This window comes from Mesorhizobium sp. M1A.F.Ca.ET.072.01.1.1, assembly GCF_004023325.1.
In the GTDB taxonomy this organism is placed as follows: Bacteria; Pseudomonadota; Alphaproteobacteria; order Rhizobiales; family Rhizobiaceae; genus Mesorhizobium.
Genome location: NZ_RZSF01000020.1, coordinates 27,544 through 41,779 on the forward strand (window position 1 = coordinate 27,544; position 14,236 = coordinate 41,779).

The 14,236-nt window shown below is 66.1% G+C and carries 13 protein-coding genes, 1 tRNA gene and 2 pseudogenes; 13 read left to right on the forward strand and 3 right to left on the reverse strand.

What is annotated here, in order from left to right:
* The first annotated feature begins 22 nt into the window (after positions 1-22).
* Positions 23-964, forward strand: a complete 942-nt coding sequence (locus EOA32_RS05280) for a glyoxylate/hydroxypyruvate reductase A (RefSeq protein ID WP_128371077.1) — start codon at positions 23-25, stop codon at positions 962-964.
* Here the strand turns inward: EOA32_RS05280 and EOA32_RS05285 are convergent.
* Both EOA32_RS05285 and EOA32_RS05290 read right to left on the reverse strand, forming a co-directional pair.
* Entirely contained in the window at positions 958-1,341 is a 384-nt protein-coding gene (locus tag EOA32_RS05285; RefSeq protein WP_066996215.1) for a hypothetical protein, read from the reverse strand. The genes EOA32_RS05280 and EOA32_RS05285 overlap by 7 nt on opposite strands.
* A gap of 75 nt (positions 1,342-1,416) precedes the next feature.
* On the reverse strand, positions 1,417-2,334 hold the full coding sequence (locus EOA32_RS05290) for a methyltransferase domain-containing protein (RefSeq protein WP_128371078.1): 918 nt from the start codon (positions 2,332-2,334) through the stop codon (positions 1,417-1,419).
* 108 nt (positions 2,335-2,442) lie between these two features.
* Here EOA32_RS05290 and EOA32_RS05295 point away from each other — a divergent pair, with 108 nt between their 5' ends.
* Both EOA32_RS05295 and EOA32_RS05305 read left to right on the forward strand, forming a co-directional pair.
* Positions 2,443-3,453, forward strand: coding sequence for a ligase-associated DNA damage response exonuclease (locus tag EOA32_RS05295; RefSeq protein WP_128371085.1), 1,011 nt, complete (start codon positions 2,443-2,445; stop codon positions 3,451-3,453).
* Positions 3,454-3,682: 229 nt separating this feature from the next.
* Positions 3,683-5,279 (forward strand): annotated as a pseudogene (locus EOA32_RS05305) (cisplatin damage response ATP-dependent DNA ligase).
* A 118-nt stretch (positions 5,280-5,397) separates the two neighbouring features.
* On the opposite strand, the gene EOA32_RS05310 reads toward EOA32_RS05305, so the two are convergent.
* Positions 5,398-6,600: a hypothetical protein gene (locus EOA32_RS05310; protein WP_128371079.1), complete on the reverse strand. Its 1,203-nt coding sequence runs from the start codon at positions 6,598-6,600 to the stop codon at positions 5,398-5,400.
* A gap of 345 nt (positions 6,601-6,945) precedes the next feature.
* Between EOA32_RS05310 and EOA32_RS05315 the strand changes: the two genes are divergently transcribed.
* The 10 genes and pseudogenes from EOA32_RS05315 to EOA32_RS05360 all read left to right on the forward strand — a co-directional run.
* A tRNA-Thr gene (locus EOA32_RS05315) sits at positions 6,946-7,021 on the forward strand.
* 360 nt (positions 7,022-7,381) lie between these two features.
* Positions 7,382-9,214: an adenylate/guanylate cyclase domain-containing protein gene (locus EOA32_RS05320; RefSeq protein WP_245499163.1), complete on the forward strand. Its 1,833-nt coding sequence runs from the start codon at positions 7,382-7,384 to the stop codon at positions 9,212-9,214.
* Between the two features lie 127 nt (positions 9,215-9,341).
* Positions 9,342-9,530, forward strand: a complete 189-nt coding sequence (locus tag EOA32_RS05325; RefSeq protein ID WP_067003764.1) for a DUF2158 domain-containing protein — start codon at positions 9,342-9,344, stop codon at positions 9,528-9,530.
* A 155-nt stretch (positions 9,531-9,685) separates the two neighbouring features.
* Positions 9,686-10,111: an acid-shock protein gene (locus EOA32_RS05330; protein WP_128371080.1), complete on the forward strand. Its 426-nt coding sequence runs from the start codon at positions 9,686-9,688 to the stop codon at positions 10,109-10,111.
* Positions 10,112-10,156: 45 nt separating this feature from the next.
* Positions 10,157-10,690 (forward strand): RNA polymerase sigma factor, encoded by a 534-nt coding sequence (locus tag EOA32_RS05335; RefSeq protein ID WP_128371081.1) that lies wholly within the window; start codon positions 10,157-10,159, stop codon positions 10,688-10,690.
* A gap of 59 nt (positions 10,691-10,749) precedes the next feature.
* The gene (locus EOA32_RS05340) at positions 10,750-11,199 is read left to right on the forward strand and encodes a hypothetical protein (protein ID WP_128371082.1); all 450 of its coding nucleotides are present in this window, start codon (positions 10,750-10,752) and stop codon (positions 11,197-11,199) included.
* Positions 11,196-11,642, forward strand: coding sequence for a periplasmic heavy metal sensor (locus tag EOA32_RS05345; RefSeq protein WP_067003693.1), 447 nt, complete (start codon positions 11,196-11,198; stop codon positions 11,640-11,642). The genes EOA32_RS05340 and EOA32_RS05345 overlap by 4 nt, the downstream gene beginning before the upstream one ends.
* Before the next feature lie 109 nt (positions 11,643-11,751).
* Positions 11,752-12,036: a hypothetical protein gene (locus tag EOA32_RS05350; RefSeq protein WP_095828039.1), complete on the forward strand. Its 285-nt coding sequence runs from the start codon at positions 11,752-11,754 to the stop codon at positions 12,034-12,036.
* Between the two features lie 101 nt (positions 12,037-12,137).
* Positions 12,138-13,589: a DUF1800 family protein gene (locus tag EOA32_RS05355; protein ID WP_128371083.1), complete on the forward strand. Its 1,452-nt coding sequence runs from the start codon at positions 12,138-12,140 to the stop codon at positions 13,587-13,589.
* Between the two features lie 16 nt (positions 13,590-13,605).
* A pseudogene (locus tag EOA32_RS05360) lies at positions 13,606-14,236 on the forward strand (DUF1501 domain-containing protein); the annotation flags it as partial.

Sequence of the window (14,236 nt, forward strand, 5' to 3'; positions counted from 1 at the left end):
ACACAGGAAAGACACTGCGCGAATGGAAAAAGGCAAAGTCTTGCTTGCCCTCACCGGCTTTCACCCGCAGCGCTGGCGCGAACTGCTCGCGGCCGAGCGCGAGGTGGTGCTGGAGCCTGATGGTCCGAGCGATCCCTCGATCGCTTATGCAGTGGTGTGGAAGCAGAAACCGAATCTGTTGTCGTCGCTGCCCAATTTGCGCGCCATCTTCTCGATCGGCGCAGGCGTCGACCATATCTTCGCCGACCCCAGCCTGCCCGAGGTGCCGATCGTCCGGGTCGTTGCCGACAATCTCACGCAATACATGACCGAATATGTCGTCTGGCGCGTGCTCGACCACCATCGCCAGGGCATGCTCTACCGAGCGCAACAGCAGAAGAAGACCTGGCACGAGCCGCCGCAACGCCCGGCCGGCGACATCTCCGTCGGCATCATGGGTCTCGGCAACCTTGGCCGCGCCGCGGCATCGGTGCTTTTGGCGCTAGGCTTCGCCGTGAACGGCTGGTCGCGCACCGAGCACCCCATGCAGGGGGTCTCGACCTATTCCGGCGAAGGCGGGCTGATCCCCTTCCTCAACGCCACCGACATCCTGGTGGTGCTGTTGCCGCTGACGCCGCGCACGCAAGGCATCGTCAATTACGCCGTTCTGAAGGAATTGCGCAAACGCAACGGCCTCGGCGGCTCGGTGCTGATCAACGCCGGGCGCGGGCGGCTGCAGAAGGATGCCGACATCCTGCGCGCGCTGGACGACGGCACGCTGAAGGAAGCGAGCCTCGACGTGTTCGAGGTCGAGCCGCTGCCCAAGACGAGCCCGCTGTGGAGCCATCCGAAAGTGTTCGTGACGCCGCATGCGGCGGCGACCTCGGACCCGGCCCATCTGGTGCCGATCATGCTTCGGCAAATGGCTGCCTTCGAGCGCGGCGAAAAGCTCGAAAACGTCGTCGATCGCGAAGCGGGTTACTGAGCAGACGCCGGCTTCGAGCCCGGCAGCGCGAACTTGTCCTTCTTCTTCGGCTTGCCGCAATCGCGCCGTTCGATCGAACGGTTCATTGCGTCGATCTCGCCGCTCGCCTTGTCGCTGTCGCGCTGCGCCCTGGAGCGCATGTCCGGCGTGAACGGGCCAAAACCCATCGCCGGATTGGAGAAAGCCGGTTTTGCGGTGACCGGCAGATTGTATTGCTGCGCCAGCGCGTTGCGATTGGCCAGCAGCTGGTCGCAGGGCACGCTGTCATATTGCAGCGAGGATTGGACGTTTTCGTCCTGGCGCTCCGCCATCGAAGTGCCGCCAACGCAGCCGGCCGTCATCAGGCAAGATGCCAACACAGCCATGGTCCAGCGCATGGTAATTCTCCGTGCCATATCGCCCAAGCCTAAGCCGACACGCGATTCGGGCTTTTTCGCGAGCAGCCGTCGCCCTCATTCCGCCGGCCTGCGACGGGCTATTACAGCAAGGCCTCCTACGGCCTCGCCGCGGTCATGCCGGATGGTCGTGCTTTCCAGCGACAGGATCGCAAACCCGCTGTCGGCGAGAACGTGCCGCACATAAGCCTCGGAATGCGCGTAGCGCCGCGAGGGCAGCAATGCAAAGTCATCGCCACCGGCAAATGTCTCGACCGAGAACGCACAGAGCCCTTCATCGACCAGACTGTCGGCAACTGCTCCAACAATGCGTTCGAGCGCCCCGACATAGATGAACACGTCGGCGGCGACCACGAGGTCGGCTTTCGCGTCGGGTCGAGAAAAATGCTGGAGATCGGACTTGGAAAGCCGGTCGTAGATGCCTTTGGCGCGCGCCTTCCGCAACATGCTGCTCGAAATGTCATAGCCTTCCAGCCGGTCGACGATCGGGCGCAGCCTTTCGCCCATCAGGCCGGTGCCGCAGCCGAGGTCGAGCGCCAGCCGGAACCGGCCCGGGCTCGCCGCGCGAATGGCGCGCTCGAGAAACTCGGGCATCCGATAGCCGAGTTTCCCGACCAGCGATTGCTCGAAATTGTCGGCATAGTGATCGAACAGGGTCTCGACGAAAGCGCTGGGCGGAGCCGCTGCCGCCAGCGCATGGCCGATCAGCTGCAGCTTGAGCGCGGAACCCAGCCGGTCCGCGGGATCGAGCTTCATGGCCATCGCCCATGCGTGGGCGGCTTGGTCGGGAAAACGTGCGGCCTCCTGCATTTCACCGAGCCGGAACCACCCCGCCGTCCATTGCGGCGCCAGTTCCAGCGCGCCAAGCAAAAGCTCCGCCGCCTGCGCAGGCTCGCCGGAGGCCAGCAGCATCTCGGCAAAGTCGGCGCGACGGTCGGCGTTCAAATCGCCGGACGAGGCCTGAAGTGGTTTCATGGTTCCATTGATCCCGCCGGTGTGCGAACCGGCGGCCGGCTGTAGGACGAGTCAGCAGTCTGTTGCAACAGGCTTCCCGCGTCGAATTTAGCCACTATGTTCAAGGCCATGCGCGCCAGCGACCTGCTCAAGCCACGACCCGAAGGGCTCTACTGTCCGCCAGGCGATTTCTTCATCGATCCGGTGCGGCCGGTCAGCCGCGCGCTGATCACGCACGGCCATTCCGATCATGCGCGCTCAGGCCACCGCTCAGTGCTTGCCACCCAGCAAACGCTCGACATCATGGGCCTGCGCTATGGCGAGGATTTCGCCGAAACCACGCAGGCAGCCGTCATCGGCGAGACGATCGATATCAACGGCGTCTCCGTCACTTTCCATCCGGCCGGGCATGTGCTGGGTTCGGCGCAGATCGTCGTCGAGCATCAGGGCCTGCGCATCGTCGCCTCCGGCGACTACAAGCGCCAGAAGGACGCTACCTGCCTGCCGTTCGAGCCGGTGCCTTGCGATGTCTTCATCACCGAGGCGACCTTCGGGCTGCCGGTGTTCCGGCACCCGCCGGACCATGAGGAGATCGCGCGCCTGCTCAAATCGGCGATGCAATTTCCCGAGCGTTCGCACCTGATCGGCGCCTATGCGCTGGGCAAGGCGCAGCGCGTCATGCGGCTGCTGCGCGAGGCCGGTTACGACAGGCCGATCTACATCCACGGCGCGCTCGCCAAGCTCAGCGAATATTACCAGAGCCAAGGCATCGATCTGGGGCAACTCGAACCAGCGACGGTGGCAAGCGGCGGCAAGGCCGATTTCGAAGGCGCCATCGTCGTCGGGCCGCCGGCCGCCTTCGCCGACCGCTGGGCGCGGCGCTTCCCCGACCCGATCGCCTGCTTCGCTTCAGGTTGGATGCGCATCCGTCAGCGCGCCAAGCAGGGCGGCGTCGAGCTGCCGCTGATCATTTCCGACCATGCCGACTGGGACGAGCTCATCGCCACGATCAAGGAAACGGGCGCCGAGGAGATCTGGGTGACGCATGGCCGCGAGGAAGCGCTGGTGCGCTGGTGCGAGCTGGAGGGCATTGCGGCGCGGCCGCTGCATCTGGTGGGCTACGAGGACGAGGGCGATTGATGGAACAGTGTTCGCCAATCGCCGCCGAGTTCTACGGCGCCCCCCTCTGTCCTGCCGGACATCTCCCCCTCAGAGGGGGAGATTGGCAGTTTCAGCGCCGACGCATCTCGCGCGACGCGAGAGATTGGCGAAAGCCGACGCGGCATCTGATCTCCCCCCTTGAGGGGGAGATGGCCGGCAGGACAGAGGGGGGTGCCTCGCGCCGGCTTTCGTCATTGGCGTGTCGCGCATGAACCGCTTCGCCGAGCTCCTCGACCGGCTGGTGCTGACGCCTTCGCGCAACGGCAAGCTGACGCTGCTCACCGACTATTTCCGCAGCGTCGAGGATCCCGACCGCGGGCTGGCGCTGGCGGCGATCACCGGCGATCTGTCGATCGCGGCGGTGAAGCCGGCGATGCTGCGCGCGCTGGTGGTCGAGCGGATGGACCCCGTGCTGTTCGGCTATTCCTACGATTATGTCGGCGATCTCGCCGAGACGGTGTCGCTGGTCTGGCCGCAGCCGGCCGGCCACATACCGAACCACGCGCCGACGCTCGCCGAAGTGGTCGGCAAGCTGCAGGCGGCGAGCCGCTCCGACGGGCCGCAGGTGCTCGCCAGGCTTCTCGACAGCGCCAGCATCTCTGCGCGCTTCGCCATCATCAAGCTGGTCACCGGCGGGTTGCGCATCGGCGTGTCGGCGCGGCTTGCCAAGCAGGCGTTGGCCGATCTCGGCCAAGTCGATGTGGTCGAGATCGAGGAGCTCTGGCACGGGCTGACGCCACCCTACACGGCGCTCTTTGCGTGGCTGGAAGGCCGGGCGGAAAAACCGAGGAGCGCCGCGCTCGCATTGTTCCGGCCGGTGATGCTGTCCAACGCGGTCGACGACGGCGACTTGGAAAAGCTCGGCCGATTATGCGGCGGAGTGGAAGTGGGACGGCATCCGCGTCCAGGCGGTGTGCGAGGGCGGCATCCGCCGGCTCTATTCGCGCACCGGCGACGATGTTTCCGGCGCCTTCCCGGACCTCGCCGCGACGATGGATTTCGAGGCGGCGCTCGACGGCGAATTGCTGGTCGGCGATCCGCGCGAGGCGACCGGAACCTTCTCCGACCTGCAGCAGCGGCTGAACCGCAAGAGCGTCTCGCCAAAAATCCAGCAGCAATATCCGGCCTTCATGCGCTGCTACGACGCGCTGCAAATCAACGGCGAGGATTTGCGCAGCCTCCCCTTCGCCGAGCGCCGCACCCGGCTCGGAGCCTTCGTCCAGACGCTCGATCCCAGCCGCTTCGACCTTTCGCCGCTGGTCGAATTTTCGGATTGGGAGACGCTGGAGCGGCTGCGCCAGGCGCCGCCGCATCCGATCATCGAAGGGGTGATGCTGAAGCGCTGGGATTCGCCCTATCTTGCCGGCCGGCCGAAAGGCCCCTGGTTCAAGTGGAAGCGCGATCCGCACACGATCGATGCGGTGCTGATGTATGCGCAGCGCGGCCACGGCAAGCGCTCGAGCTTCTATTCCGACTACACTTTCGGGGTCTGGTCCGGCCCGGAGGGATCGGAAGAGCTGGTGCCGGTCGGCAAGGCCTATTTCGGCTTCACCGACGAGGAGCTGCGGCAAATCGACAAATATGTGCGCGACCATACGATCGAGCGGTTCGGGCCGGTGCGCTCGGTGCGCGCCGATCGCAAGAATGGGCTGGTGCTGGAAGTGGCCTTCGAAGGCCTCAACCGCTCGACGCGCCATAAATCGGGCGTCGCGATGCGTTTCCCGCGCATCTCACGGCTGCGCTGGGACAAGCCGGCCGCCGAGGCCGACCGGATCGAGACGCTGCAGGCGCTGCTCGACAGTTAAAAATCTGCCGGCACTTCACCCCACCCGGCGCTCCGCGCCGACCTCCCCATCAAGGGCCCATCAAGGGGAGGTGGAAAGTCGCATCCCTGGAGATAGCCCCTCGCTGCCGATGCCGAGGTCACTCCGCGATCGATACGCGGATCTCGTAGATGTCGACGGACTTGCCCTGCTTGTCGACGTCGGAGTTGACGGCGATGGTGCCGGCCGCACCCGGGTGCTTGTTCGGGAACTGCACGTCGAACAGGTATTCGTTGCGCTCATGGCCGACGGCATAGCGCTTGCGGCCGCAATCGCCGAGCTCGCCGAAATTGCAGTCGACCGAGATCTGCGTCTCCTTGCCTTCTTCCGAGCGGGCGATGATGTCAAACATGGCATGCTTGCCGGCGAGTTTTTCCAGCACGCCCTGGCCGACATCGAAGGCAATGGCCGAGCCGGATGCGCCCGAGCGGACGCGCAGGAACTGGCCGGTGTCGTCCTTCATCACATCGGCGGCGGCGTCGGACGGCGTGCTGACATGGGTCGGATCGCTGGGCGAGAAGACGTTGATCCAGTTCTTCGACTGATCCGCCTCGCCGGGCTTTTGCGGCGAGCCGGTGTCGGCTGACTGCGAGGAGTCTTCGTCTTCCAGCGTCGGGGTCGGCTCGGGCGGACCGGTGTTCAGTTCAGCCGCCGTCTTGAAGACGCCCGTCTGCTTGGCGAAATAGAGGCCGATGCCGGCAGCCGCCAGCAGAGTCGCCGCGACAAAGATGGCGGTGAGCGGCAGGCGCCGGCCACGGATACGCCGTTCATCGCGATCCGGCGCCACTTCGGCGCCGTTGCCGATGGACGCTCCGGGAGAGTCATCAAGCGTCGGCGCGTTCGGAAGCGCCTCGTCCGGCATGATGTCGGGCACGCGGGGCAGCACGCGCGAGCGCGGCGCATCCGATGTGTCGGGCTGCACCGGACCGTCGACGGTGATCGACGGCGACGGTGCCGCCTGGTCGGGGCCCCGCGGGGCATCCACCGGCGGCGCGGGAGACTGGCTCGGCGTGTCGACCGCCGGCCCCGGCGCGGCGTTGCCGACGAATGGACCGCTGTCCAGCGGAAGCGTCACGTCAGGAACGGCCTGGACAGCCGGCAGGAATTCGGATTCGATCTCGGTGATCTTGGCCTGCACCGCCTTGCGGCGGTTGATGGCGGCTTCCACCGTCACATTCGGGTTGGCCTGCAGCACGCGATCGAGCGCGGCAAAGGCCGAGCGATAGACCTTCTCGCGAAACGCCCGGTCCTCGGGATTGCCTTTCTCGAAGGCGTTGCGGATCGCTTTCTCGATGGCGTCCAAGCGAGCTCCCTCTGCGCGTTCGCTCACAGTTATCGATCGTTAGCCGCAGGCGACCAGTCAATCAACGGGCGGGCGGCTGCCTTGCCGACGCATCCAATGCCCATTTCGGCGTTTTTTGTTGGAGAATCAACATTTTTGTCGCCGCCGCCGGATCGGCCTGCAACGGAATCGGAGCCTCCCGCCGGCGAGCCCGCAAGCCGTGCTGGCGCGGCGCTTAGGCTGTCGCGCGGCGGCAAGCGACGGAATTGCCGCGCATGAGCGCAGGATTTCGCCGCCAGCCATCTTGAATTAGCTGGCGGTTGAGTCTATCAACCGGCGCATCTTGGAAGCCCAGCGGCTTCCCGGGCCGCTTTAGCTCAGTTGGTAGAGCACATCATTCGTAATGATGGGGTCGCGTGTTCGAGTCACGCAAGCGGCACCAGTTCCCTAGTGGATTTGGGTTTGCCCATGAACCCACCCAAGATCGCCTCAAGCGGAAACACTTGCCGCGTCGGACGGCAGCATTGCGCCGCTTGCCGACCTCAGCACCTCCAAGCGTGAATGTTCGGTGTGATGCCGATACAAAAGCGCCGCCACGGTGGCGTCAACCGGTTACACAGGACAGCCAACATCCCCGGCCTTCTGGAAGTGGCGTCAGCGTCCCCAGAGGCTGCGTGGGCGTGTCGTTGGTTGGCTGTAGCGCGCGACTGAACGCTCCACGCTTCGCAAGCTGGATAGCGGAATCTCGTGAGGGCAAGGTCAGGTTGCTCTCCGTTCCAGCGACGGGCGGAGATTGGGAAAGATGGATACCGTGCAGGTGAGGCGCATGGAAGCCGGCAGGACATGGACGGGGGACGGCGCGCGTGCAGGCGCCTGGCTGAGCCGTGCCATGACCACGCAGCGCCACCTCGCAGCGATCCTGGCTTGCGACGTGGTTGGCTATTCGCGCCTGACGGAGCGCGACGAACGCGGCACGCTCGAGCGGCTGAAGGCCTACCGCAAGGACCTCCTCGAACCGCTGGTTTCCGAGAACCAGGGGCGCATCGTCAAGCTCACCGGCGACGGCATGCTCTGCGAATTCGCGAGCGTCGTCAATGCGGTGACATCGGCGGTGGCGATCCAGCAGGCTGTGGCGGAACACGAGGCGGAGACGCCGGAGGAAGAGCGGATTCGCTTGCGCATCGGCGTCAATCTCGGCGACGTGGTCTGCGAGGAGGACGGCGACCTCTACGGCGACGGGGTCAACATCGCCGCCCGCCTCGAAAGCGCCGCCGATCCCGGGACCGTGGTCGTCTCGGGCACCGCCTACGACCACCTCCAGGGCAAGCTCGACTGCGGCTTCACGCCGCTCGGCAACCTGCGCCTCAAGAACATCGAGCGGCCCGTGCGCGCCTACCGCGTCGAGACCGACGCCAGCGCCTCGGTGGCTGCACCGCCTCCCCTGCCCGAGAAGCCCTCGATCGCGGTTTTGCCTTTCACCAACATGAGCGGCGACCCTGACCAGGAATACTTCGCCGACGGGCTGGTCGAGGACATCATCACGGGATTGAGCCGGGTGAACTCCTTCTTCGTGATCGCCCGCAACTCGTCCTTCACCTACAAGGGCCGGGCGGTCGACCTGCGCCAGGTCGGGCGCGAGCTGGGCGTCCGCTACGTGCTCGAAGGCAGCATCCGCAGAGCCGGATCGCGCGTGCGCATCAGCGGGCAGTTGGTAGACGCGATCAGCGGTCACCATGTCTGGACCGGCCGCTTCGAGGGCGACGTTAGCGACATCTTCGACCTGCAGGACAAGGTGACCGAGAGCGTCGTCGGCGCTGTCGAGCCGAGCATCCGGCTGGAGGAGATCAAGCAGGCGCGCATGAAGCCGACCGAGTACATCAGCGCCTACGACCTTTACCTTCGCGCACTGCCGCGCTTCTACAGCATGACGCGCGAAGGCTTTGCCGATGTGCGCCGGCTCACCAACGAGGCGCTCAGCATCGACCCGGGCTTCACCTTGGCGAAGGCACTCGGCGCCTATATCCGCAGCTTATCCGTGAGCCAGTGCTGGCACGAGCCCGACGATGTGCGAGTCGCCGCGCGTATGGCGCGCGAGGTGCTGGCGGAAGCGCGCGACGACCCCACGAGCCTGCGCTTCGCGGCGCAGGTGATCGCCTACAGCGCGAAGGAATACGAGATGGCGCTGAGCACAATCGAACGGTCCCTGCTGCTCAACCCCAATTCGGCGCAGGGCCATACCGGCAGCGGCTGGGTGAACGCGCATTCCAGCCGCCCGCTCGTGGCGATCGAGCACTTTCACAGGGCGATGCGGCTGAGTCCGGTCGACCCCGAGAAAGGCATCGCGCTCTCCGGCATCGGGATGAGCTATCTGATGCTCGAGCGCTACGAGGAAGCGCTGGCATGGGGAGAACGCGCGCTGCACGAGATGCCGAACTACGGCTCCTCGCACCGTGTGGTGATCATGGCGCTGGTCAAGCTCAACCGGCTGGACGAGGCGCAGGCCGCGGCGCGCCGCCTGATGGAGGCGTTCCCGACCTTCACGCTCACCCTGCAGAGACAGATCAACCCGTGGCTGGACAAGGTGTTCGCCGAGCGCTACGTCGAGGCGCTGGGCATCGCCGGCGTGCCGGAGTGATCGTCGCGGCTGCAACGATGCCCTCTCCTGCGCGCCGCGTGCGGCCAGGCGGCTTTGCCACGCATCTCGGGCATTGTCGAGAATCGCTGTTGGTGGGAAACTCCCGGTCTCTAGCAAGGAGGCCAAAATGCCCAACACTTTCAAGACCGGTGACGTCGTCAGGCTAAAATCCGGAGGCCCGGAGATGACGGTGAGTGATGGCGCTGCCTCGGGCACGTATCTGTGCCACTGGTTCAATCGTGATGGCGACGTGTGGACCCCGCAACATGCCGGCTTCAAGCCGGATCAGTTGATGGTGGTCGACGAACGGAAATAGTTTCGCTCACCCTCGTTCCCGATCGGCTCCGGCCCGGCTTTTTGCCGGACTCTTGCTGATTGTCTCGTCAGAAACGACCGACGGATTTTCCCTGTTGCCGCGTTTAACGGCTGAAGCGTGGCTGCCAATGGCCATGCGCAACCGGAGACGAGAGCATGATCCGCCGTTCGATATTTGTCGTTGCCCTTGGCCTGCAGGCCGCCGCCGCGGCCGCCCAGACAGCGACGCCTGCCACCGCGCCGACGCAGCCGGCGCCAATCGCGTCCGCCTCCGCCAGGCCCGGCATCACCCTGGAAAAGTTCGAGGCGCGCCGGGAAAAGACTTTCATGCGGGCGGACACCGACGGCGACGGCAAGGTCAGCCTCGCCGAGTGGACGGCGTTCCAGACCCAGCGCAAGGCCAAGGGCGATCCGGCCAGATCCTTCGCGCGGATGGACGCCAACAAGGACGGCTTCGTCGACAAATCGGAGCTCGACGCCTTCTTGGCCAAGCGCTTCGCCAGGCTCGACAAGAACGGCGATGGCGTGATGAGCGCCGAGGAACGGCCGGGCCACAAAACCGCTCCCAATCAGGAGCAATGACCGAGAGGTTATGCAGCACGATGATCATTGGGAGCGCCCCGATTGATGGGCGCCGATCCGGACGAGGAACTGGTACGGCGCATCGGTGCCGGCGATCAAGCCGCCGTGCAGGCGATGGTGGCGCGCAAGCTGCCGCGCCTGCTTTCGCTCGCCACCCGCATGCTCGGCGATGCCGCCGAGGCCGAGGACGTCGCCCAGGAGACCTTCGTGCGCATCTGGCATCATGCCTCGGGCTGGCGCCAGGGTCATGCGCGTTTCGACACCTGGGTCCACCGGGTGGCGCTCAACCTCTGCTACGACCGGCTGCGGCGGCGCCGCGAATGGGTGACGTACGAACTGCCGGAGGCGGCGGATGAGGCACCGCTTCCCGACGCCGGAGACGAAGGCCGGCGCGTCCAGCAGGCGCTGCTGCGCATCGCGCCGCGCCAGCGCGAGGCGATCGTGCTCGTCTATTATCAGGAGATGTCCAACATCGAGGCCGCCGGCGCCATGCAGGTCAGCGTCGATGCGCTGGAAAGCCTGCTCGCGCGGGGCCGGCGCTCGTTGCAGGCCATGCTCATCGGAGATGGCGATGACTGAGCAACTGGCGGCGATTGGGACTTCGGTGGCCACGTCAAACCCGTGGAAGGGGAAACGAGATGGCTGACGAAAGAAAGGCCGCTGACGGGCCGATGAGTGCCCAACGCTTCACCGCACTTGCGGACGCCTATGGCAGCGCCCTGCATCGCTGGCCGCGGGCCGAGCAGGCTGCCGCCACGCTGTTTGCGGAGAGCGAGGAGGGTCGCGCCATCTTAGCGACCGCCGGCAGGCTCGATGTCATCCTCGACCGCCATCACGTCGAAGCCCCAAGCCGGACGCTGCATGGCGAGATTGTCGCAAGGGCCACCACGCAGCTCAGCCAGGGGCGCCGCCGCCGGTTTTGGTGGCTGGGCTTTGGGCTTGCCGGCGTCGGCCTTGCCGGCGCCGTGGTCGGGCTGGCGCTGGTCACCGTCGTCACGCCAGATGCCACGTCCGACCATTATGTGATGGATGCCAACGCAACGTCGTTCGGCGATGCCGGTCCCGACGCCGACACGGAGGACCTATGAGCGCTCGTCTTTTCGCGGCATCGCTGGTGCTGAACGTCTTCCTGATCGGTGCCGTCGCCGGCGGTGCAGGCTGGCTGATCGGCCGTTCCGGAGGCGGCTATTCGCTGGAATCGGCCGGCGGTCAGCTTCCCGCCAGCGATCGCAAGGTATTCCGCCAGGCCCTGCGCGAGGTTCGGCGCGAGTCGCGCGCGGTCATCCTCGACGGACAGCAGGCGCGGCGTGAGGCGGCCAACCTCTTGCAGCAGCCGACGCTCGACGCCAACGCTCTGGCCGCTGCCCTGGAGCGGGCGCGCAATGCCGACGCCACCATCCGCAGCCGGCTGGAACAGCGTATCGTCGAATTCGCCGCGTCGAGCCCGCTAGATGACCGTAAGCTGCTGGCCGACGCCCTGCTGCGCCATGTCGGCAGGCAGCGGCCGATCCCGGCAAAAAATACGCCATAAGAGCGACGGAAAGCGCCGGCCGTCTCCGTTCAAAGAAAAAGAGGGACACGCCTGCCGCCACGCGAACGCGACGTGGCCGGTTCAACCTCGAGAAACTTCGGAGTATCCCATGAATGGTCTGACGAAATATTCTGTTGCGGCTGCGCTTGCCATCGGCGGGACTGCCGCGGCAAGTGCAGCCTCGGCAATGCCGATCGCGCCGGTTGCGGCGCCTGCGATTGTCGAGCATGTGGCCTGGGGCTGCGGCCCCGGCTGGCACCCCAACCGGTGGGGTCGCTGCGTGCCCAACCGCCGCGTGATCTATCCGGGCTATTATTACTGGGGTGGCCCAAGTGTCTATATCGGCCCGGCCTGGCGTCCGTGGCACGGCGATCGTTACTGGCGCCGCTGGTAAGCCCCTGCCGGCCTCATCATGCCGACTCCGGCGTCATAAGGCCTTTCGACCGTGGATATTGCCGCCGACGCGACCTGCGTCGGTCCGCGACGGAGGCTCTGTTGGCTCTATCCGTTCCAAATGCCGTTCCGCCCGATCCAGCCTTGGTCGCGCTCAACCGCTTCGGGCTTGGCGCGAAACCTGGTGACGATCTCGGCAAGATTGCGGCCGATGCGCGCGGTTATCTGAAGGCCGAGCTCGAGCTGTTGGATGTCGCGCTTGTCTCGGCCGACGATTCAAAAAATGCCGGCTTGTTGGACAGCACCGCCGCGATCCAGGCCAGCATGGCCGCCGCCGCGGAGCGCAAGGCAGCGCGGGAGAAGCCAGCGCCCGCCATGCAGCCTGCGGCAGACACTTCGGACGGCTCAGCCGAGGCAAAACGCAAGTCAGGCGTGCCGCCGGTCGAGGCCGACATCTATCGCGATGAAGCGCAAGCCCGTTTCGACAAGGCGCTCGGTGCGGCACCCGGCTTTGTCGAAAGACTGGTCGGTTTCTGGTCGAACCATTTCTGCGTCTCGACCGCCAAGGGCCAGCTCGTGCGGGCCTGCGCCGGCGCTTTCGAGCGCGAGGCCGTCCGCCCCTTCGTGCTCGGCCGCTTCGCCGACATGCTGCTGGCCGTCGAGCATCACCCGGCGATGCTGTTCTACCTCGACAACCGACAATCGACCGGACCGGATTCGCGCGCCGGAAAAAGACGCGGCCGCGGCCTCAACGAGAACCTCGCCCGCGAGATCCTGGAATTGCACACACTGGGCGTCGACGGCGGCTATAGCCAGGCGGATGTCACGAGTTTCGCGGGAGCGCTCACCGGCTGGACGATGGCCGGACGGAAGGGCCGCCTGGGCGAGCCCGGCACATTTGTGTTCGACGCCAATGCGCATCAGCCTGGCGAGGCGGTGCTGCTCGGCAAGACCTACCCGGCCGGCGGCATGGGCCAGGCCGAGGCCGCGCTCAACGACATCGCCCGCCAGCCGGCGACCTCGCGCCACATCGCTACCAAGCTTGCCCGCCATTTCATTGCCGACGATCCGCCGGCGGCTGTAGTCGACCGCCTTGCCGAGATCTTCACCAAGACGGACGGCGACCTGCGCGCGCTGGCGCTGGCCCTGATCGATCTGCCTGAAGCCTGGTCGCTGCCGCTGACAAAATTGCGCTCGCCGTTGGACTATGCCGTAGCGGTCCGGCGGGCGATCGGCTCCACCACCGGGAAAGAGCCGCAACGAACGCTGCGCTGGCTAAGGGCGCTGGGCGAGCCGCTCTGGCAACCGCCCGGGCCGAACGGCTTTTCCGACCGGACGGATAGCTGGGCGTCCGCCGAAGGCCTCAAGACGCGCCTCGACATCGCCTGGCAAGCGGCTCGTCAGGCGAGCGACATCGGCGATCCCGATGACATGCTTTCCACCGTGATCGGCGCCTCCGCCTCGGCCGAGACGCGCCAAGCGATCGCGCGCGCCGAATCCAAGCAGCAAGGCCTGGCGCTGCTGCTGATGGCGCCGGAATTTCAACGCCGGTGAACAATGGAGAAGCGGCATGAGTCTTCTTAGTGAAACGCCGAATCCATCTCGGCGCGCCTTGCTGATGACAGGCGGCGCGCTGTTTGCCTGGGCCTATCTGCCACGCTTCGCCCGCGCCGCCGACCATCGCGATCCGCGCCTGATCGTCATCATATTGCGCGGCGCGCTGGATGGGCTGTCGACGATCGGCCCGCTCGGTGACCCCGACTATGCCGGCCTGCATGGCGACATCGCGCTGTCGCTCTCCGGCGCCAATGCGGCGCTGCCGCTCGACAGCTTCTTCGCGATCAATCCCGCGATGCCGGTGTTCGCGCGGCTGTTCAAGGCAGGTCAGGCGGCTGCGGTGCACGCGGCCGCGACCGGCTACCGCGAGCGCTCGCATTTCGACGGCCAGGATGTGCTGGAGAGCGGCCTGCCGGGCCCTGGCAACGCCACAACCGGTTGGCTGAACCGCGCGATAGCCAGCCTGCCGGCAGGTGAAAGAGTGGCCAAGCTCGGCGGGCTGGCGGTCGGGCCATCGACCCCGCTGGTGATCCGTGGCGCAGCACCCGTGCTCGGCTGGGCGCCGCAGGCGCTGCCGACGCCCAGCGATGCGCTGGCGGAGCGTGTGCTCGACCTCTACAACCATCGCGACCCGGTGCTGGCAG